Raw genomic sequence first — 20357 nt, forward strand, 5'->3', positions numbered from 1 at the left:
ACGCCTGTTCTCAGGTGGGTCTGAAGGTGTAATTTGTTGCGTCCAAGGGTAGGAATTGGTTTTGCTCCCAAACCGTTTTGCCCGATAGATCCACCATGCGGATATTGATCTGCTGATCCATGGCAGAAGGAATTTCCAGAGTCATCGCTCCGCGGTTCGGGTTAGGGAAAACCAAAATCTGTGGGCCGGTATTCTCCACCAGCTGGCGATTATTATTGGCCGTGGTAGGAATAAAGTTCCATTTTTGATTGCCGTTGGAGGCATAGAAATTCCATGTTTGCAGGTATTGGTCGGAGGGGCGCACATCCAGGGCCTGTCCCCAGCAATGATTCGGTTTGAGGAAAAAAGCTCCGCCTTCTTTTTCAATTTTCCATTGTTGATGAGCACCGCTGGCTTGCGAGTAGGTTCCCAGGAGGGTTCCATTCTCACATTTTGCATAAGGGACTTCCAGATATTTAACCCCAGCAGACTGATCCAGTAGCTGAAGGGTATAAACATCATCTCCCAGATGCCTCAGTTGCCATTTTTGCTGATTAACATTGGCCGGACTGCTATTGATCGGCACCCAATTGTTCTCGGCTGTTGCGGCAATATTTTCGCCATTGGCAAGCGATCGGATTTCGTAAAGGCCATCCGTTAACAGGGCATCACTTATGGTGAAATTATTGATTTGATCTGTCTTGATATTTTGAGTCCAGTCGGTGCCTACTGGCCGGATACTTCCTTTTAGCGTATAGGTATTCCCTTCCGTAGGAGTTGAAGGCAGGTTAATACGGATAAAGGTGGTGCCAGCCCCAGTACTCACTGTTTTTGTGCCGCTGGCTTGCCATTGGTTATCCTTCCAGAATTCCACCACCAAATCCCGGGCACCGGCTGCACTGTAATTAAAATAGAAATCATAGCTATTCTGAACGGGCAGGGAACCGAAATTATGGAAAGTAAACAGGTCGGTGAATGCCGGTTTGCTGTCATATCGCTGAACATCCAGAATCAAAGAGCTAATAAAGCCCCCGTTGTCCGGGTATTGGATGGTGACGGTATTGTTGGTGTTGAGTAAATCGAATGATACCGGGATATCAATTACCCCGAAGAAATCCTCCCGATTGGCCTGATCATAACCCGCCCAGTTTTGAGGGACCGGAATGCTGGTGCCATTTACTTTGATCACCGGCAGTTTAGATTTGTCGTGCTTACGGCTGATGCCCATCCGGAGAAAAGCTTTACCTGCTCCGGCAGTGCCCAAATTCACATTGTTAAACTCAAAGCTTGTCGTTCCTGCAATCGGAATCAGATGTTGATTGTTGTAATACCTTACTGAGCGAAGCGCATTCTGGAAGCTAACATTTTGGGAAAATTGGTATTTCAGTACTGTGGTTTCTCCTGCAATCAGGCTAATGTCTGATGGAGCATCCTTCAAGGTGGCGCTGGTGAAAATCGGATCCTGATTGGCATAAATTTTCAGCGCTTTTTGATGGACCGACTGAATGTTCTGCGCCTGAGAAAGCAGGGAGAGGCTCACAGTTTGGGTGGCATCATCCAAATTACTCAATACCACATAGAGTTCACTCCCATTCAAAAAGGCCAGACTTTGAATATCCGGATTAGCACTGTTGATTTCTACCCGGTGCCCTTTCACTTCAGACCATAATTCATAAAACTTTACCCGTTCCGTATACACCCATTCCGTGTTGCCGTCAATCGGTTGTCCGGAATTTTTCGGACGCCAGAGGGCCGCACCATAAGGCTGGTAATTATTGCCGGCATTAATGTGCCAGGTGGATTTTCCACAGTTAAAGGGAATGGCTAGATCTATCTTATGTTCCCTTTTGATAAGGTCTATGATGATATGGTTCATCGATTTTACCGACTGTATGCTCTTGACTGCTGAATATTCCGCTCCGTAACCGGCCTCTATGCCTCCGAATTCTGTAATGGCAAATGGCTTCACCGTTCCCCATTTTATGCGACTGTAAGTTTCTACCAAATCAAGGATGGCATTGGCGTTGGAGCCGGATCGGCGGGTATCCTGTCCGGTAACATTGATCCCGTCGTAAAGGTGAATGGCAAAGGCATCCATATTTGCTCCGGCCCGGTCCATAAACATTTTCATACGGGTGTTCCAATGACCAAAATCCCAAAGTTCCATGGATGGCCATGCAGAGGAATAACCCACCACTTTGGTATTGATGCCCCGCGCATTAAATTCTGCGCCTATGGCTCCAAACCAATCCGCCATCCGTTCCCTCATCAGTTGATTATCCGGTTGTTCAGCCGAAAATTCAGCATCTCCGGCATGGACAAAAGGCTCGTTCATGGGCTCAAAATATTCGGGTAGAAACGCAGGCTCATAAAAGGCTTCAAAATAATCGGCACTCCATTTTGCCGCAGTATTCATGTCAATATTCCACCGCACTACATTTTTTGGGTGCTCGGTGACCACATGCCGGCTACTGTGCCGGTACCAGGTGCTGCTGTTTTTGGTGCTGTTAATATTGTTATTTCCCCAGCCAGAAATTTCACTGGGATTAGTGGAGTATACCCCAACTTCCCCATTGGCTTTACTTTTAGCAAATGAGAAAGGTCCCCAGAAACCCCTGCCGAAATTGACCCCCAGCCGGTTGGTAAGGTCCTCATATTCTGTGTTGGTGACCTCTCCATTTCCCCAGGTATCGTGAATGTTGAAGAATTTGGTGCGGTCCAGTTGACTCACCCCTCCAATATAGAATTGGACGCTGGGATCAATGGTGACCGTATTTTGCCCCCGGACATGGAGGTGAAGGCTGAGCAGTAAGCATAGAAGTGCCGCTCTATGAAAAAAAAGGATTTTCATGAGTTTAAATTTTGGGTGATGAAAAAATTGACTGGTGAATTCCTTAACCAGCTGATTATTCAATAATTAATTTTTCCTGGAATATCGCCTTTCCTGACTTTACCATGAGCAGGTAAATTCCCTGACTCAGTCCCGGACTAACTGCATCAGGCGTGGCAGATTTAGTCAATGAGGCTTCGTAAATCTTTTTTCCGGAAAGACTGTAAATCATCAGCTGACATTCCTGTTCAGGCTTTATACTTGCAGGAAGTTGAAGATGAAATTTCCCATCAGATGGGTTGGGGTAAAGGATCAGCTTTTCAGTGGAGGCGGCCGGAAGTTGACGCTGATTGCTAGCAGGAATCACTTGCCAGTGCTGATTTCCATTGTTGGCATCATAGGCCCAGGTATGGATATTATCATCTTGCGGGCGAACATCCAGGGCTTGTCCCCAGCAGTGATGAGGCCGAAGGGTATAGGCATTTCCATTTTGCTCTATTTTCCATTTTTGGTGGGAACCGCTAGCGCTGCTATGAGTTTTCACCAGACTTCCGTTTTCACAAGCCGCATAGGGCACTTCTAAATATTTATTTCCGTCCCAGGTGGCCTTTAATTTTATGGTATAAATGTCATTTCCCTGATGGCTAAGGATCCATTTTTGATCGTCATAGTTCCCAATGGTTACTTCGGTAGCATTCCAGCTATTCCAGTTGGGGGCTCCCAAATTTTTGCCGCTGGCCACGCTTCTAATCTCATAGGTACCATCCGCGATAATGGCTCCGGCACTGATGGAGATGTTGTTGATTTGGGCATTGGCAATATTCTGAGTCCAATCGGTGCCCACCGGGCGGATGCTGGCCTTGAGGATATAATCAGTGCCGGCAGTCGGGCTATTGGGCAGGCTAATGCTGATGCTTGCACTGCTGGTCCCGGCAGCCACCGTTTTTTTGCTGGCGGCCAGCCAGCTGCCCCCCTTCCATATTTCTACCACTACCTCTCTTTGTTGTTGGGCGACATATTGCACGCTAATGTTCTGTGAGCTGCTCATCGGTAAACTGGTGTAGGCTTGACCAAAGGAGATGGTTTCACCCGCCTGCGGATCATCTTCCAATGTCCAGGCGCGAACCCAGTCGTAGTAAGTGGTGTTTTTGCTATCATCCGCCAATTCTGCCGCCGTCGGGGGAGTTTGCCAGTCATAGGTTTCGGTTACCAAAAACATTTGCATGGGGCGATCAAAGGGGGTGCTGCTATAATCGGTTCTTGGATTTACCGTATACTGGTACACGCCATCAATATAAAATAAAATGGTGTTGGCATCTTTCCAGTAAGCGCCATAAACATGGTAGTCATCTGCTACATTGCCCCCTACCGAGGCGCTGTTACCACGGGATTTCCAATCTTCGGCACCGCTACAGGGATTATAAATATAGTGGGTATTGGAATGCATATGGGTGGCAAAAGTGGGGCTTTCCTTAGCCCCTCCAATACATTCAATAATGTCTAATTCTGTTTGGGTCTTGGGACAATTGCTACTGTCCCATCGGTTTTTCATCCAAAAGGTGGAAGACATGGAAATCTTACTCGCTTTCATTCGACATTCGTAATAGCCGTAATGCCCATTTGTTGCAACGGAGGACACTGCCCCGCCGGCAATGGTGTATTCATTTCCATTCACCCATTCACTTTGGCTGAGCTTGTAGTTCTTTATTTGCATTTTTCCATTGGTCACCGTTACCGCATTGGGTTTGAAAATAGCCGGCGACCGTCCGACCCAGTAGGGATGATAGTCCAGCCATTTGTTTTTGTCCAATGCACTTCCATTAAATTCGTCGGAAAAGGCATTGTTTTTCACCCATTTTTTACCAGCAGGAGCCGGATCATTTCCGCTTTGAAAGGTGGGTTGCGCTGTGGCCTGAAGCATGTAAATGCTCATCAGTAAGCATAATAATTTTCTCATAGTAATTTGGTGTTGCGTAATCTCAATCCCGTGCTGACTGCCAGGGGATTAAGGTGATCAAAAAAAATCTAGTGGAAGGTAGTGGATTAGGAGAATACCCTTAGAAAAATTTCAAATGGTTGTTAAGGGGGCATTATGTTCAGGCAAGCGGCTATTAGGACAAGAAAAAGAAATAGGGGGAGGCAGAGAAGCTACAATATTGAGCATTGCGCGAAAAGTTTTATTTCCATCAATATTATAAATAGAAGAGCATTTCACCGTATTTAAGGGTAACCATTCTTGAGTAGAAATAATTTCTCCCCTCAAAATTCCCCGGTTTCAGGGGGCGGTTCATTAGTGGAAATAAGGGGGATCTGCATGGGGACCAGCCTGGGGAAAGGAAGGTGTTTTCCTGTTTCGAGTTTTTTCCATCGAAGCATGTGAAAGACCAGAAAGCAAGCTTGTCCAAATTGGGGCTGTTTAAAAAAGCAAAACGACTCCATATGCGCTGTCAGTAAAGGCCAAACCTTTATTTTTTGAAATCTAATGGTAAATTATTGGGCTTAATTCTGTTTCGGTCGGTGTTTTTTTTAGTCACATGAAAGTCTGAGGATTATCATGTAATTATCATGGTTTTATCGGTATATTAAAATACAGTTGGGGGTAGGGTTAGGAAAATTATTTTTTCACCATAAAACCATGAGGCAAATGAAAGTATTTGATCAGAAACACATCAAAAACATTGTCTTGCTCGGCTCTACGAAATCAGGCAAGACCACGCTGGCCGAGACGATGATGTTCGAAGCTGGCTTAATTAATCGAAGAGGGAAGGTAGAGGAAGAAAATTCCGTTTCCGATTATCATGAAATAGAGCATCAGCGCCACAGCTCTGTTTATTCCACTTTGCTTCATACGGAGTGGCGCGATTATAAAATTAACATTCTGGATACCCCCGGCATAGATGATTTTGTGGGGGAAGTGGTTTCCTCCGTTCGGGCAGCGGATACCTGCTTATTGATGGTGAATGCGCAAACGGGCGTAGAAGTTGGAGATGAACTGGTGTGGCAACAAATCGAAAGATTTAAAAAGCCCACCATTTTTATTGTCAATCAATTGGATCATCCCAAAGCTGACTTTGAATTCTCCGTAGAGAGTATCTTCGATACCTTCGGCAGAAATGCGGTGTTGATGCAATACCCCTTACAGCCTGGCCAGGGCTTTCATCAGATTATTGATTTGCTCAAAATGGTGATGTATGTTTTCCCGGAAGAAGGAGGACGGCCAGAGAAACGCCCCATTCCCGAGGCAGAGCAAGAAAGAGCCAATGATCTGCACAATGCCTTGGTGGAAAAAGCGGCCGAAAACGATGAACGCCTCATGGATCTCTATTTTGAGAAAGGAAATCTGGAGGAAGATGAACTAAGAGAGGGATTACGGATTGGTATGACAAACCATGATGTTTTCCCTATTTTTTGTCTTTCAGCAAAGCAAAATATGGGTTCCGGCCGTTTGATGGGCTTTATTGATAATGTAGCACCCGCCTCTGCCGACCTGAAACCTGAGCCCCTGACGGATGGTGGGGAATTGAATTATGATTTGAATGGCGATCCCACACTTTTCTTTTTTAAAACCATTAATGAACCCTTCCTGGGGAAAGTATCCTATTTTAAAGTGATTGCCGGTAAGATAACCACTGATCAGGAACTTTATAATCCAACAACAGAGACGACCGAAAGATTGGGGCAACTCTACATCGTAGATGGGAAAAAACGGCATAATGTGGATGAGTTGGTAGCCGGAGATATTGGCGTTGTGGTGAAACTAAAGCATACCTATACCAACCATACCCTTTGCCTGAAAGGCAAAAACACCATTCTGGAGCCTATTACCTTCCCGGAAGAAAGATTGCGGGTGCATATATGGTCCGAGTCCAAGGATGAAAATGAAAAGCTGGGAGAAGCTTTGCGGGAAATTGCCCTGGAAGATCCTACCGTTCGGGTAGAATTTTCGAATGAATTAAAGCAATTGATTTTATCCGCCCAGGGGGATCTGCATCTGGAGACCATCAAATGGAAGCTTAAAGAAAACTATAATTTAAGTGTGATTTGGGAAATGCCGCGTATCCCTTATCGGGAAACCATCCAAAGACCTGCCGAAGCCACCTATCGCCATAAAAAGCAATCCGGCGGAGCAGGGCAGTTTGGGGAAGTCCTTCTGAAAATTGATCCCTATTTTGAAGGCATGCCGGAACCCTCCAAGGATTTACATGTCCGTCATAAGGAAGAAATCGATTTGCCCTGGGGAGGAAAGTTGTTGTTTTATAACTGCATTGTGGGGGGCGCCATTGATGCCCGCTTTGTTCCTTCCATTAAAAAAGGGGTAATGGAAAAAATGGAAGAGGGTCCTATTACCGGTTCCTATGTTCGGGATGTGCGCGTATTGGTGATGGACGGAAAAATGCACTCGGTTGATTCCAATGATATCTCCTTCAAAATTGCCGGCGCCAAGGCTTTCTCTTCTGCTTTTGCCCAGGCGAGCCCCAAAATTCTGGAGCCGATTTATTTGGTCGAAATTACGGTGCCGGATCATCAAATGGGCGATGTGATGACGGAAGTTCAGAGTAGAAGGGGAATGATTTTGGGGATGAATCCGGAGGATGATCATCAGATTATCACCACTCAAATTCCACAGTCTGAATTGGGAGATTTCTCTACCTCTTTGAAGTCAATCACTCAGGGAAGAGCGCAGTTCCATTGGGAATTTCAGGATTATCAGCCCTTACCAGCTAATTTACAGGAAGAGATGGTGCGGGAAGCCACAAAACTGATGGAAGCGTAATTGATAGTTGACTTTTTATAGAGAATGGCGATCCGGAAAAGGGTCGCTATTTTTTTGTCTGCATGGTATGTTATGGTAGAAGGCAAACGTTTTTATTAATTGGGATGAAAGCAGAAATATGCTTTTAAGCCGCCATAGAGCTATTTTTTTTGTGCTGAAAGAGTCGGTGGAAGCGAGATGTCGAAGGGAGAAACCAGCCTTAAGATTCGGTTTTCGATAAAGGTTTTTTTGCCAAAAACTTAAGAGGCTTATCTTAAATTGTTACTGACGATTAACCCCAATTTTAAGCGTTTTTTAGCCAAAATACAAGACGAAAATTTGAAGAATTGTGGAAGGGAGGCCCCTTCTCTCGAGAGAATAGTAGCCATATTGCTGAATATTATCTGAAATCAATTTCAATAATTCAAATTTGAAGTCTGGTGGTTTTCTACACGCTTGCCAACTATTTAGAGATGATGATGAAACGAAAGTTTACCCTATTTTTTAGCTCATTGCTTTTAAGCGTATTTTTCCATCAGACGCAGGCGCAACCACAAAGAGAACATGATCCCAGAATGGATTGGTTTGAAGAGGCCAAATTCGGGCTGTTTATCCACTGGGGTGTAAATGCCATTTGGGAAGGAGTATATCATGGAGAAGAGACCCCCGGTATGCAGAGTGGATTATGCATAATTCCCGCATTCCCATTCCTGAGTACAGAGAAGTCGCCAAGGATTTTTACCCCGATCAGTATGATCCGGAATATTGGGTGAAATTAGCCAAAGAGGCGGGCATGAAATACCTGGTCATTACCACCAAGCACCATGATGGTTTTGCCTTGTTTGATTCCCAATACTCGGACTGGAATGCCGTTCAGGCGACCAAATGGGGGAAAGATTTGATCAAGCCCCTGGCAGATGCCTGTCATCGGGAAGGGATTAAATTAGGCTTTTATTATTCTCATTCCCTGGACTGGGTAAATGGGGGATACGTAAAGCAACACTGGGATCCGGAACATGCAGCTCCCATTTCTTTTGATGAGTATTTGCAGCAGGTGGCCTATCCGCAAGTGACGGAATTGTTGGAAAACTATGGCGCTGTGGATATCATGTGGTGGGATATGCCCAAAGCCATGAGTGTGGAGCGGACCCAACCTTTTAAAACATTACTGGAAGAACAATACCCTCAAATCATTCAGAATACCCGACTGGGTAATCGAAAAATGGGCGCTTTTTGCGGGGACTTTGAAACGCCGGAGCAAAATATTCCGGAATTTGTGCAGTTGGATAAATATTGGGAATCCTGCATGACCATGAATCACAACTGGTCCTATAGAAAAAGTGATCAGGACTGGAAATCACTGAAAGATTTACTGATCAATTTGACCCAGTCAGTGTCAAAGGGTGGAAATTATTTATTAAATATAGGGCCGAAACCGGATGGCAGCATCCCTCAGGCTAGTATTGAACGCCTGGAAGGTCTTGCAGACTGGATGTCTGTAAATGCTGAAGCTATTCATGGAAGCAGCCATACCCCATTTAAGCATTTGCCTTTCTACGGAACGTGTACGCAAAAGGACAATATTTTATACTTCCACATCTATGATTGGCCGGGAGATCAGAAATTGCTAATTCCGGGATTGAAAAATGAAATCAGTCGGGCATATTTGCTGGCAGATGACCAACAGGCGCTCCATTGGGAAAAGACAGCCCTTGGGCCCGAACTTCAATTGCCTTTTCATGCAACCGATCCCAATGTGAGTGTATTGGCTGTAGAGGTAGCAGGGGAATTGCAAATAGCAGAAGTAGACGTGGAAGAGCTTCAGGCAGGGAATTTATATTCTGCTCAAAAGGCCAAGATAGCGGGTCAGCAGTATTTTGACGCGAAGACCAAATTGGTGCAAAACTGGAAGAGTAAAGGCGAATCTCTTTCCTGGGAAGTGGATATCAGGCAGCCGGGCCTTTATCGCTTAAGTAGTTTGGTAGATTTCCCCAAAAAGTCAGGGGATTATCACTTTTCTTTGGAAATTGATGGTAAGCTGCTTCAGCTTCAGTACCCCTCAAGAGAAAGAGGGCAAGTGCACAGTACTGTTTTTAAAATGGGCAGCGTGGCCTTTGAAAGTGCGGGGCGATATACCATGAAAATGACTTTGTTGGAAGATCAGGAAATGCCATTTGCGTTCAAAAAAATTCAATTAGATCCGCTTACATTAAGTCAAAATTCGGATGCGCAGGTGGTGCTACTGGCAAAGGAAGCCATTTTAGAAAAAGGCTTATGGGTGCAGCATAATTCTTACTTGGGAGGCTGGTCAGCAGAGGGCAGTGCCTCCTGGCCATTCCTGATTACAGAGCAAAGTGGGGAGTTTGATTTATGGATTTCTTTGCGAAACAGCATTCCGCAAGCTATTACGGTTTGGGTGAACCAGGAAGCTTACTCCTTTCAGGTTCCGGCGACCACTAATGGTTTGCAGCAATTAAAGGTGGGTCGAATTAATGTACCGGAGAGTGGCCAAAATCAATTGAAAGTGCAGGTGTCCGAGGTGGATAAAGCTTCCGCACTGAATATAGAAAAAATCATTTTGAAATAAAGGATGGGTTTTTAGCCGAATTAAATTCTCGATTAGCTGCAAGGTGGGAAAAATGAAGGGATTTTTCCTATTTCGAGTTTTTTCCAAGTAAGCAGATGAGAGAGGAGATAAAAAGCTTAGCCCAATTTGGGCTATTGGAAATCAACGAAAAATATTATGATTGACCAATAGGGAAGGGCCTGGTTTGACTTAAAGTATTCCGCGGGGAATAATTCGGGCTAATAATACGCTTGTATCATGATTTCAAATGAGCCTGAGTTAGGGAAAAGGCTGCTTTCTTTTTAGGGAGTGGCCTTTTTTGCTGTCCGGCATTTAGATTATTTTTATCTTGCGACATGATTGATCAGAAAAAAATCATTTTAGCTTCCCAGTCACCCCGAAGAAGGGAGCTATTAGCCGCAATGCGTTTTCCTTTTGAGGCCATTAGCCTGGATGTGGATGAAAGTTTTCCTGCTGATATGCCTGCTGAAGAAGTGGCGGCTTACTTAGCGGAGAAAAAAGCCAAAGCCTATACACTTAAAACAGATGAATTAGTAATAGCCTCCGACACGGTGGTCGTGGTGGATGGAAAGGTATTAGGGAAGCCCGCTGATGCCGATGAAGCTTTTCAAATGCTGCAGAGCATGTCTGGCAAACAGCATCAGGTAATTTCCGGTTTTTGTATTCGCGACGAATACCAACAGGTAGTGGGGGATGAAACCACCGAAGTCTTTTTTCGGGAATTGGAAGCCGAAGAAATCAATTATTACATTGAACATTATAAGCCTTATGATAAAGCGGGGGCTTATGGTATTCAGGAATGGATTGGCATGATCGGCATCAGCCGCATTGAAGGCTCTTATTATAATGTGATGGGGTTGCCGGTGCAGCAGGTTTATGAGGAACTCAAAAATTGGTCAAAATAAAAGCTCCTCTGGCTTTGCCATTACGAGGAGCTTTTGTCATAACCCAACATTAACCTGACTAAATAAGGGCAATTAATTTGCCGACTGCATCTAAGTAGGTTAAAATCAGCTTATTGTGGATCAAAATATAGAGAAAGTACAGAAATTTTCTCATTTTTGGACAATAGACAGCTTTTCTTTGAAAAATATTTTCTCAAATTGAAAGAGAAATTCCCATTGTGGGAAAAATGATGAAAGGATATTGAAATGAATATAGGAGACAGAGTAAGATTAATGCACGATAATCAGGAGGGGATTATCGTCAATGTTACCAAGAACAATATTGTAGAAATTGAAATTGAGGATGGTTTCGTAATTCCCGTTTCAGCCAGAGAAGTGGTGGTGGTCGCCAAAGAGGAAACAGACTATTTTGGGGAAGGAGGTGCTTCGGCCACTCAAAATGTAAAAGAAGTGGAGGCGGTGCAGCCCAAAGTGGTGAATTCTGAGCGAGGAGTTTTTATGGCCTATACCAAACTGGGACATGAAATTCTGGAAGCCATTTTGATCAATAATACAGATTATTCGATTGTTTATTCCGTGAGTGAGGAAACCACCACTGGCAATCAGCAAGGAGTCTCGGCCGGCGTGATCTTACCTAAAAACTATCAACGCCTGCATAAAAAGACGATTCGTTCTTTTGATGAATGGCCGGCTTTAGTGGTGCGCTATATGCTACATTCGGAGGATTATTTTGAAAATACCGGATTGTTCCAACGTCGATTGAAATTCCGGGCTTCCAATTTCTTTAAGGTCGAAAAAGAGGCCCCTGTATTGAATGAGAAGGCCTATGTCGTGCAAATTGATCAGGATCTGAAAGCAGTAGATGCCCAGGAAATCCATTCTAAAATGTCGCAAAAGCAAGCTGCCGCAACTTTGACAGGCGGTGTGGAAAAAGTAGTGCGCCCTGCAGACAAGGTAGATTTGCATATTGAAAAAATAAGTACCGATCATGAATTCCTGAAAAAGGAGGAGATGCTGGAGCTGCAGATGGAAGTGTTCGCCAAAAAACTGGATGATGCCATTGCCACCGGCATGGATGAAATCGTTTTTGTTCACGGAATCGGAAACGGGACTTTAAGAAATAAAATTCATAAGTATCTCTCCAAGGCCGCTCATATCAAATTTTATGAGGAAACAGAACGAACCCGCTTTGGCTTTGCCGCTACCCGGGTGAAAATTCATTAAGTCCTCCGATAAAAGTGGGAACCTTTCCATCCAATTTTATCGTCTAAATATTAAGATTCTAATCGCACTATGCCTTCTTTTTATGCATTTGATTAGAATTTGACCAAAAATGCGAAAATTTTGAGGTTCGTAGTGTTATTTTACCTGTGGACCTCTTTATATTTGTAGCCTTGTGCAAGCTGGCTTATCGCTCCTGTTATGCAGGTGAGGAAAGTCCGGGCAACATAGAGTACCATACTTCCTAACGGGAAGGGCGCTGCCTTGGCAGTGTACAGAAAGTGCCACAGAAAATATACCGCTCCTCGGAGTAAGGGTGAAATGGTGGGGTAAGAGCCCACCGCGCTACTGGTGACAGTAGTGGCAGGGTAAACCTTATGGGTTGAAAGACCAAATATACCGGCAGCTCGTGCTTCGGCGCGATAAGGGCGACTCGTCCGATGTCGGAGGGTAGGTTGATTGAGCCTGTTGGTGACGACAGGCCCAGATAAATGATAAGCATATTCTTCGGAGTATACAGAACCCGGCTTATAGGCTTGCACATACTTTATTGTTTTTACCCCGCTAACCACGGGCCAAACTATATTCTGCTTTTGAACTACTAACGACATGCCTAAGATTCTAATAATTGATGATGAGCGCAGCATCCGGATGACCCTGAAGGAAATTCTGGAATATGAAAAATTTTCTGTAGATGAGGCCGGAGACGGTGAGGAGGGTTTGAAAAAGCTGCAAATGGGTTCCTATGACGTAGTCCTGTGTGATATCAAAATGCCAAAAATGGATGGTATGGAGGTATTGGAGAAAGCACAGGAGTTGGGCATTGAAACCCAGTTTGTCATGATTTCTGCACATGGTTCTATTGAAACGGCTGTTGAGGCTACCAAAATGGGTGCTTTTGATTTCGTTCCCAAGCCGCCGGATTTGAACCGATTGCTATTGACTTTACGCAATGCCATGGACAAAAAGAGCCTGGTGAAAGAAACCACAGTTTTGAAGAAAAAGGTGGCGCGTAAATATGAAATGGTTGGTAGTTCCTCTTCTCTTTCTGATGTACAGTCGATGATTGACAAGGTAGCGCCTACCGACGCCCGGGTATTGATTACCGGACCGAATGGGACGGGTAAGGAATTAGTGGCTCGTGCCTTGCATGCCAAAAGTGAAAGATCTGGTTCCCCATTGGTAGAAGTCAACTGTGCTGCGATACCTTCTGAATTGATCGAAAGTGAATTGTTCGGGCACGAGAAAGGTTCTTTTACCTCTGCCGTGAAGCAGCGCATTGGTAAGTTTGAGCAGGCCAATGGTGGCACCTTATTTTTGGATGAGATTGGAGACATGTCGCTTTCTGCTCAGGCCAAGGTGTTAAGAGCCTTGCAAGAGCATAAAATTACCCGTGTGGGTGGTGATAAGGATATCAAGGTGAATGTTCGTGTTTTTGCGGCGACCAATAAGGACCTGAAGCAGGAGATTGCTGACGGTAATTTCCGGGAAGACCTTTACCACCGCCTGTCGGTGATCGTGGTTCAGGTACCGGCGCTGAAAGATCGCCTGGAGGATATACCGGAATTGGTTGGGAAGTTTTTGGGAGATATTGCCATGGAATATGGAACTGCCCCCAAGACGATCGAGGATGATGCAATAAAAGAACTGCAAAAAGGAGAATGGACGGGTAATATCCGGGAGCTTCGAAATGTAGTAGAACGTTTGGTAATCATGTCGGATAAGTCGATTACCGCCGAGGATGTGAAGAAATATGTAGAGTTTTAAATAGAAAAAACCACCGAAAATGCTTCGGTGGTTTTTTTTATTACAAAAAAAGCCCGAAGACGGACTTTTTATTTATTTCTCTAAGTATTAAGCGTTTTCCTGCTCTTGCTGAGTTTCATCTGCTGTTTGTTGAACCGGCTCTTCAACATTTACTTTTGAATAGGTAGGGCAAGTATACTGTGTACAAGCTCCCATGCTAAACAATACCACCACCAACGCGAGTAATTTCAATTTCATCTCTTTCAGGCTTTAAGGGTTATATTTTATTTATATTTTTTTCAATTAAAATAATATCCATTTGAGCATCTAAGATATTATAAATATATTTTTTTCCAAAATTTTTTAGCTGATCATTAGGTTGCATCCCCGAATGTCCGAATTATCCAGACGACCCAATACCTCAAAACTTCCATCCGGATGAATTTTGCCTAAATCCTCTGTGGCAATAAAGGAGCAGGAATGCACATTGCCTAAATCAATGATATTGATGGCTCCGCTTTTGGTCCTGGTCTCTAAAGACAAAGGATCATTGGTTTCTCTGATCAATACTTTCATGCTGTCTGCTGTTTTGAACAAAGAGTTCCCCTTTGAGTATCCCTGGGATAATAATTCGGTCATGCCATACTCAGAGTGAACTTCCTTAATGTTTAATCGGTTCGCTAGAAAATGATGAACTTCCTCTCTTAATAATTCTTTTCTTCTTCCTTTCATACCTCCTGTTTCCATCACGATCAAATCCGAAAAATCGGCTTCATAACGATCGGCAAGGTCTAACAGGCCAAAAGTCACCCCAATAAGTACTGCTTTCTTACCTGATTTTTTGATTTTCTCCACCTGGCGGATTAAGTCTTCATGGTCATTTAGGTAAAAACCTGATTCCGGATGTTTCCCAATCTTAATGAATTGGTCCACCATGCGTACTAAAGAAGAAGTGGTTCTTTCCAAATAGGAGGGCAATAAACCCAAAAAGACATAGTTTTCCACCGGTCCGTAGAAATCAGTGAAAATGAGACGTGCCAGGGTATCATAAAATTTCAAATCCTCTATATAATGCCGGCTTGGGGTCATCCCGGTAGTGCCACTACTCTCAAAGGTGTCCTGAGGCGTCCAATTTCCACTTTTAATACTATGGTTTTTAAAAAAACTAATGGGTAGAAAAGGGATTTTATCAACTTGTTGAATCTCGGAGGGATTTTTTCCCAACAGCTGAATCCATTGTTTATAAATAGGATTATTCTCTGCCTGGAAATGAAAAATGTCCAGTGCCAATTGATCAAAATGGCGCGGCGTAAGATTAAGTACCCTGTTTTTTAAGGCCTGCAAAGAGGAATTTGACATGCTTTCTATATTAGGCTGCAAGTTAAATAAAGCACTTTTATCTGCCAAAGGTTCCGACGGGCTTCGTGGCAAAACATGATATTCGATTGTTTTTTACCGGATTGGGATATTTGATAAAATTGTTTTTTGCTATTCGTGAATTTTATTTTTCTTCCTTTGAATATAACATATTAAAGGTATTGAGGGAGCGAAATGCCGGAATCTTAAAATTGATGAGATGCCATAATGGCTTTTCCCCATATTCTTAGGATATTTGATTTTCAATTTGAAATTGTTTCTGACAGGAAAAAATATTCCTGAAAATAAAGGATCGAAAATGGACCATAAGGCACTCATAAAAAAATATAATGTTCCGGCACCAAGATATACCTCTTATCCAACTGTCCCGTTTTGGGAAGAGGATGCGCCATCTGTGGAGCAATGGTTGGAGGCGGTACGGAAAACTTTTGTAGCGACCAACTCAGACAAGGGGATTAGTGTTTATGTGCATCTGCCATTTTGTGAGAATTTGTGTACCTATTGTGGGTGTAACAAGCGCATTACCAAAAATCACCGGGTAGAGGAGCCTTATTTGGAAGCCGTTTTGAAAGAGTGGAAATTCTATTTAGAGAATTTGCCCGAAAAGCCTGTGCTGAGAGAAATTCACGTTGGTGGTGGGACGCCTACCTTCTTTTCTCCTGAAAATTTAAAGCACTTATTTGGGCAGATTTTTGAAACGGTTGTGGTGCCCGAGGAGAAGGATTATTCTTTTGAAGGTCACCCGAACAATACCACGGAGGAGCACCTGAAGGTATTAGCGGAAATAGGTTTTAATCGGGTAAGCTATGGGGTGCAGGATTTTGACTTAAAGGTGCAGACGACCATTAATCGCATTCAGCCCTATAAGCATGTGGTATCCGCAACACAATATGCCCGGAAGCACGGATATAATTCCGTGAATTTTGACCTGGTCTACGGTCTGCCTTTTCAGACAGTAGAAATTATTCAGGATACACTGGCTAAAATAAAAGATCTAAAGCCGGATCGCATCGCTTTTTATTCCTATGCGCACGTTCCATGGACGGCAAAAGGGCAGCGTGCCTACGATGAAAATGACCTTCCCACGGATGCGGAGAAACGCGCTTTATATGAAGCCGGTAAACAGGGGCTGTTGGCCATGGGCTATCATGATATCGGGATGGATCATTTTGCGCTTGAGGGAGATAGTTTATACCAAGCCTTTAAAGAAAACCGATTACACCGGAATTTCATGGGGTATACCACCAATCAGACCGATTTAATGATTGGCCTGGGTTGTTCTTCTATTTCTGATGCCTGGACTGCTTTCGCACAAACTGAAAAGAAAGTGGAGGACTATCAAAAAGCTGTGGAAGAAAATGGTGTAGGGTTAATTAAAGGTCATTTTCTAACGGAGGAAGATTTGGTCATTCGGGAGGCTATTTTGGAGTTAATCTGTCATAATGCCCTTGACCTTAGTCCTGCGATAAAAGCAACACTTGATGAAGGCTGCATGGAGCAGTTGGACACCTTTGAAGCAGAGGGTATTTTGACTTTGAAGGATGACCGATTGGAGATGACCGTGCCCGGAATCGCCTTTATCCGGAATGTCTGTATGGTATTTGATACTCGTTTGCGCGCCAGAAAGATTGCGGCAGATCAGCCTATTTTCAGTAAATCCATTTAGCGCGTGTTAAGCCGAAATATTCATGCTTAGATCCTCGTTTAGCAGTAAGGCGGAAAAAATTGAAAGAATAGTTTCCTGTTTTGAGTTTTTTCCAACGAAACAGATGAATGAGGAGAAAGCAAGCTCGCCCAAATTTAGGCTATTATAAATCAATGAACACAAGTTGTAATAAATTGAAAATAAGGCACTTGGATTTAGTTGGTGAGTTTAGCGGTGAATAATTCGGGTTAAGCACAACCTAAAGCTATGTATAAAAATCAAAGAAGGCTTTCGTGAGAACGAAGGCCTTTTGTTTTTAGGAGAGATTTGTGGAGGATAAAAAGTAAATGTTTCCGGTCCAATCAATTCTATAATTGAGATGGTTCCTGTAATGTATGAGGGATGAATTAATACAATTGTTGGATCGCAAGGACCGACAGTTACGCTGGGTGATATTGCTGGTGGGACTATTCGGTATACTGCTGTTGGTGGGCGTCTTCTTTTCTTTGAATATGGCAGAAATTAAAGCGCCGGCATTAAGGCTGGCATTTTGGTTGGGCATGTTGTTCCTAGCTGGGAATTTTGTCTGGGCCTGGTGGGAATTAGGGGACCAAAAGTTATATAAATCGCTAACAGATCATGAAAATATTAAACAGGTGGCCTATCATCTTGCCCGCAAAGGGGAGCGATCCTGGCATTCCGTTTTTTATATCAATATTGTTCTGCCCGATGGCTCTCAACATGAGTTTTTTACCAATATGAAAAATGGGCAGCGTATTCTTAAATTGATCCAGGAACGCTATCCTGATACCTCTCTTTTAGAACTAGATCAGGTGGTGTAGTTTTATCAGAATTATTCATCGCTAGGTTTAGAATTCACCTCAATAGACTATTTTTCAATTAGTTATGATCTCGTCTATTGAGTTTCTGATGGCCCAATTAGAGCGGTTAGAAAATCAGCAAAATCCATCTCAACGTACCGAGATATAGCTGTTCAGCCTGACTTAATAAGAGCATGTTTCAAAACGCACCATCCGGCTGCAAATTCGAATGCCTGGAAGCGATTTTGGGTAATTGCTCAACAATAGCGCTGCTATTTTCTTAAAATAATCGGGTATCCCTTCTGCAATAATCAAATTTTCGCTGCGAATTTTGGCTTTTAAGCATGCTCTAAAAGTAACGGTGAATAATTCGGCTTAAAGGGTGTTTTATCCGAATTATTCATTCCTAGTTCAACTTAGGCTCCCGTTACTTTCTATCAATCTTCCCTGCCTCATTATAAAAGAGACTGCCCTCTCTAAGGAGCTTTTGGACAGCAGTTTTGAAGTTGTCTTCGTTACCCTCCGCAGTAAGGGCAAATAATTCCTCTAAAGGTAAGGGGCCATTGGCCAGTGCCTTTAAAAGGGAGGAGCGCATGGTTTCTTCATTCACCTCTTCTGTTTTGGTGGTTTGCTTACGTTCCAGGCATCGATCACATTGTCCGCAATCCTTTACATTTTCCTCTCCGAAATATTCCTGCAAAACTTTTTGACGACACCTGACGGCCTCATCCGCATAAAGGAGCACTGCATCTAGCTTTTTTCTTTCTTGCTGCGCTTTTCTTTTACTCTCCTCCATGGAAAGGGGAAGGTTGAGTGCATCATGCCGCGCTTCTAAAAAAGTGAGGGTCGCTGCCTCGGATTGCGCTTGATAATCTACCATCCCCATTTGGTGAAGCCTTTTGAGTATATTGATGACTAAGTCCGCTTTGAGTTGAAGGCTTTTTGCCAGGCGTTTTTCATTAATATTCACATATTCCCCATAGAGCATTCCTCCATGTTTGCGTAGTAATGCCTTGGTAATTTGATCAATTTCAGTATTCTTTACCTGTAGCTCATACATTTGTTTGGGGTTACACAGGAAGCTCAATCGGCTGGGTTTCCAAACACTTTCCGAGAGTTGAATGTATCCTAAATCACTCAGGCGTTTCATGGCATGGTGTACCTGAATAGGGGAGAGCTTGAATTTTTCGCAAAAGGCTGGCAGGTCGAACGGAAAGCTGGCCAATTTGGCAGCGCCTATGGCAATTTTATAATGATTAGCAATGGCCTGGTAAACGGTCCGGATGGTTTTGGCTGAAGGTTGACTATCCCTCCATCTTTGTTCCAGCCGGTTTATGTCCTGCTGGTTGTAAAGGGTCAGGGCAAAGGCTTTTTGTTCATCTCTTCCGCCCCTTCCTGCTTCTTGATAATAAGATTCTAAATTATCTGTAAGATCCAAATGGATTACAAGCCTTACATCCGGCTTGTCAATACCCATTCCAAAGGCGTTGGTGGCCACCATTACCCGTATTTGGTCATTGATCCAAGCCTCCTGTTTTTTACTTCTTATTTCACCACTCAGGCCTGCATGATAATAGTCCGCAGAGATTTGTTTGCTTTGAAGCCAGGCGGCGATTTGTTCACATTTTTGACGGGAACGCATGTAGACAATGGCGGTTCCGGGGATATTTTGTAAGGCCGTCAGCATTTTATTGCCTTTGTCTTCTACCATGCGTACGTGGTAGGCCAGATTGTCCCGGGCAAATGATTTTTTAAAAACTCGCGCCTGTACCAGCTGTAATTTTTGTAGTAAATCCTGTTGTACCTGTGGGGTGGCTGTTGCAGTGAGGGCGATGACGGGTACCTTAGGGAAAATACTTCTTAAGTCCGGAATTTGCAGGTAGGGAGGTCGGAAATCATAACCCCATTGACTAACACAGTGAGCCTCGTCTACGGCAACGAGTCGCACGGGCATGTGCAGTACGCGCTCCTTAAAAACAGGACTTTGGATTCTTTCCGGAGAAATGTATAAAAAAGAAATATCACCAAAACGACAGTTATCCAATGTAATGTCAATTTCTTTACTGCTCATCCCCGAAAAAATGGCGGCGGCTTTAATTCCCCTCTTTTTTAATTGACTCACCTGATCCTGCATTAGTGCAATTAGCGGAGAGATCACCAGCGTTAATCCCCCTAAAACAAGGCCTGGAACCTGAAAACAAATTGATTTTCCACCCCCAGTAGGTAACAGCGCCAGCGTATCGTGCCCTTCCAAAACGGATTGGATGATGTCCTCCTGCAAAGGTCGGAATTGACTATAGCCCCAATATTGTTTTAAGATTTTTTTCGCTTGAGATGGCATGAAGGTGAAGTAACTTTTGTTAAAATTTTAAAAAAAAATTAAATTCGTTGTGAGGAAAACAAAATGATGCGGCAGTAAAATTACGTAATCTTTATTTGTGGTTGAAAAATTCCTCCAATTACCGAAAAATGATTTTGCGTGTAATCAGGGAA

General features: G+C 43.6%; 13 protein-coding genes and 1 other RNA gene. 9 read left to right on the top strand and 5 right to left on the bottom strand.

What is annotated here, in order from left to right:
- Window positions 1-10: 10 nt before the first annotated feature.
- Window positions 11-2830, bottom strand: a complete 2820-nt coding sequence (locus tag NG22_RS04120; protein ID WP_157600859.1) for an RICIN domain-containing protein — start codon at window positions 2828-2830, stop codon at window positions 11-13.
- 55 nt (window positions 2831-2885) lie between these two features.
- On the bottom strand, window positions 2886-4766 hold the full coding sequence (locus tag NG22_RS04125) for an RICIN domain-containing protein (RefSeq protein WP_082304983.1): 1881 nt from the start codon (window positions 4764-4766) through the stop codon (window positions 2886-2888).
- A 687-nt stretch (window positions 4767-5453) separates the two neighbouring features.
- On the opposite strand from NG22_RS04125, the gene NG22_RS04130 reads away from it, so the two are divergent.
- The 7 genes from NG22_RS04130 to NG22_RS04160 all read left to right on the top strand — a co-directional run bounded on the left by NG22_RS04130 (window position 5454) and on the right by NG22_RS04160 (window position 14042).
- Entirely contained in the window at window positions 5454-7583 is a 2130-nt protein-coding gene (locus NG22_RS04130; protein WP_053404552.1) for a translation factor GTPase family protein, read from the top strand.
- A gap of 419 nt (window positions 7584-8002) precedes the next feature.
- Entirely contained in the window at window positions 8003-8335 is a 333-nt protein-coding gene (locus tag NG22_RS17725) for an alpha-L-fucosidase (protein WP_157600860.1), read from the top strand.
- Window positions 8248-10149: an alpha-L-fucosidase gene (locus NG22_RS04140; protein WP_072159027.1), complete on the top strand. Its 1902-nt coding sequence runs from the start codon at window positions 8248-8250 to the stop codon at window positions 10147-10149. Before NG22_RS17725 ends, NG22_RS04140 begins: the two co-directional genes overlap by 88 nt.
- Window positions 10150-10484: 335 nt before the next feature.
- A complete protein-coding gene (locus NG22_RS04145; RefSeq protein ID WP_053404555.1) occupies window positions 10485-11054 on the top strand; it encodes a Maf family nucleotide pyrophosphatase in 570 nt (189 codons plus the stop codon).
- 246 nt (window positions 11055-11300) lie between these two features.
- Window positions 11301-12278: a Smr/MutS family protein gene (locus tag NG22_RS04150; protein ID WP_072159028.1), complete on the top strand. Its 978-nt coding sequence runs from the start codon at window positions 11301-11303 to the stop codon at window positions 12276-12278.
- 171 nt (window positions 12279-12449) lie between these two features.
- An RNA gene (gene rnpB / locus NG22_RS17150) (RNase P RNA component class A) lies at window positions 12450-12822 on the top strand.
- A gap of 62 nt (window positions 12823-12884) precedes the next feature.
- The gene (locus NG22_RS04160; RefSeq protein WP_053404557.1) at window positions 12885-14042 is read left to right on the top strand and encodes a sigma-54 dependent transcriptional regulator; all 1158 of its coding nucleotides are present in this window, start codon (window positions 12885-12887) and stop codon (window positions 14040-14042) included.
- Window positions 14043-14129: 87 nt separating this feature from the next.
- On the opposite strand, the gene NG22_RS17915 is transcribed toward NG22_RS04160, so the two are convergent.
- Both NG22_RS17915 and NG22_RS04165 read right to left on the bottom strand, forming a co-directional pair.
- Complete coding sequence (locus NG22_RS17915) at window positions 14130-14273, bottom strand: hypothetical protein (RefSeq protein ID WP_172674290.1); 144 nt, start codon at window positions 14271-14273, stop codon at window positions 14130-14132.
- A 111-nt stretch (window positions 14274-14384) separates the two neighbouring features.
- Complete coding sequence (locus NG22_RS04165) at window positions 14385-15380, bottom strand: acyltransferase (protein WP_053406877.1); 996 nt, start codon at window positions 15378-15380, stop codon at window positions 14385-14387.
- Between the two features lie 316 nt (window positions 15381-15696).
- Between NG22_RS04165 and hemN the strand changes: the two genes are divergently transcribed.
- Together hemN and NG22_RS04180 are read left to right on the top strand one after the other, a co-directional pair.
- Window positions 15697-17064 (top strand): oxygen-independent coproporphyrinogen III oxidase, encoded by a 1368-nt coding sequence (gene hemN / locus NG22_RS04175; RefSeq protein WP_053406878.1) that lies wholly within the window; start codon window positions 15697-15699, stop codon window positions 17062-17064.
- A gap of 374 nt (window positions 17065-17438) precedes the next feature.
- Complete coding sequence (locus NG22_RS04180) at window positions 17439-17885, top strand: hypothetical protein (protein WP_053404559.1); 447 nt, start codon at window positions 17439-17441, stop codon at window positions 17883-17885.
- A 406-nt stretch (window positions 17886-18291) separates the two neighbouring features.
- Here NG22_RS04180 and NG22_RS04185 read toward each other — a convergent pair whose 3' ends face one another.
- Window positions 18292-20205, bottom strand: coding sequence for an ATP-dependent DNA helicase RecQ (locus NG22_RS04185; protein ID WP_053404560.1), 1914 nt, complete (start codon window positions 20203-20205; stop codon window positions 18292-18294).
- Window positions 20206-20357 lie beyond the last annotated feature (152 nt).

It is taken from the genome of Persicobacter sp. CCB-QB2 (assembly GCF_001274635.1).
Classification (GTDB): domain Bacteria; phylum Bacteroidota; class Bacteroidia; order Cytophagales; family Cyclobacteriaceae; genus Persicobacter; species Persicobacter diffluens.

Coding starts and splice junctions, on each gene's coding strand:
- NG22_RS04120 (WP_157600859.1), bottom strand. CDS start 2,830: ATGAAAATCCTTTTTTTTCATAGAGCGGCACTTCTATGCTTACTGCTC.
- NG22_RS04125 (WP_082304983.1), bottom strand. CDS start 4,766: ATGAGAAAATTATTATGCTTACTGATGAGCATTTACATGCTTCAGGCC.
- NG22_RS04130 (WP_053404552.1), top strand. CDS start 5,454: ATGAAAGTATTTGATCAGAAACACATCAAAAACATTGTCTTGCTCGGC.
- NG22_RS04140 (WP_072159027.1), top strand. CDS start 8,248: ATGCATAATTCCCGCATTCCCATTCCTGAGTACAGAGAAGTCGCCAAG.
- NG22_RS04145 (WP_053404555.1), top strand. CDS start 10,485: ATGATTGATCAGAAAAAAATCATTTTAGCTTCCCAGTCACCCCGAAGA.
- NG22_RS04150 (WP_072159028.1), top strand. CDS start 11,301: ATGAATATAGGAGACAGAGTAAGATTAATGCACGATAATCAGGAGGGG.
- NG22_RS04160 (WP_053404557.1), top strand. CDS start 12,885: ATGCCTAAGATTCTAATAATTGATGATGAGCGCAGCATCCGGATGACC.
- NG22_RS04165 (WP_053406877.1), bottom strand. CDS start 15,380: ATGTCAAATTCCTCTTTGCAGGCCTTAAAAAACAGGGTACTTAATCTT.
- hemN (WP_053406878.1), top strand. CDS start 15,697: ATGGACCATAAGGCACTCATAAAAAAATATAATGTTCCGGCACCAAGA.
- NG22_RS04180 (WP_053404559.1), top strand. CDS start 17,439: ATGAGGGATGAATTAATACAATTGTTGGATCGCAAGGACCGACAGTTA.
- NG22_RS04185 (WP_053404560.1), bottom strand. CDS start 20,205: ATGCCATCTCAAGCGAAAAAAATCTTAAAACAATATTGGGGCTATAGT.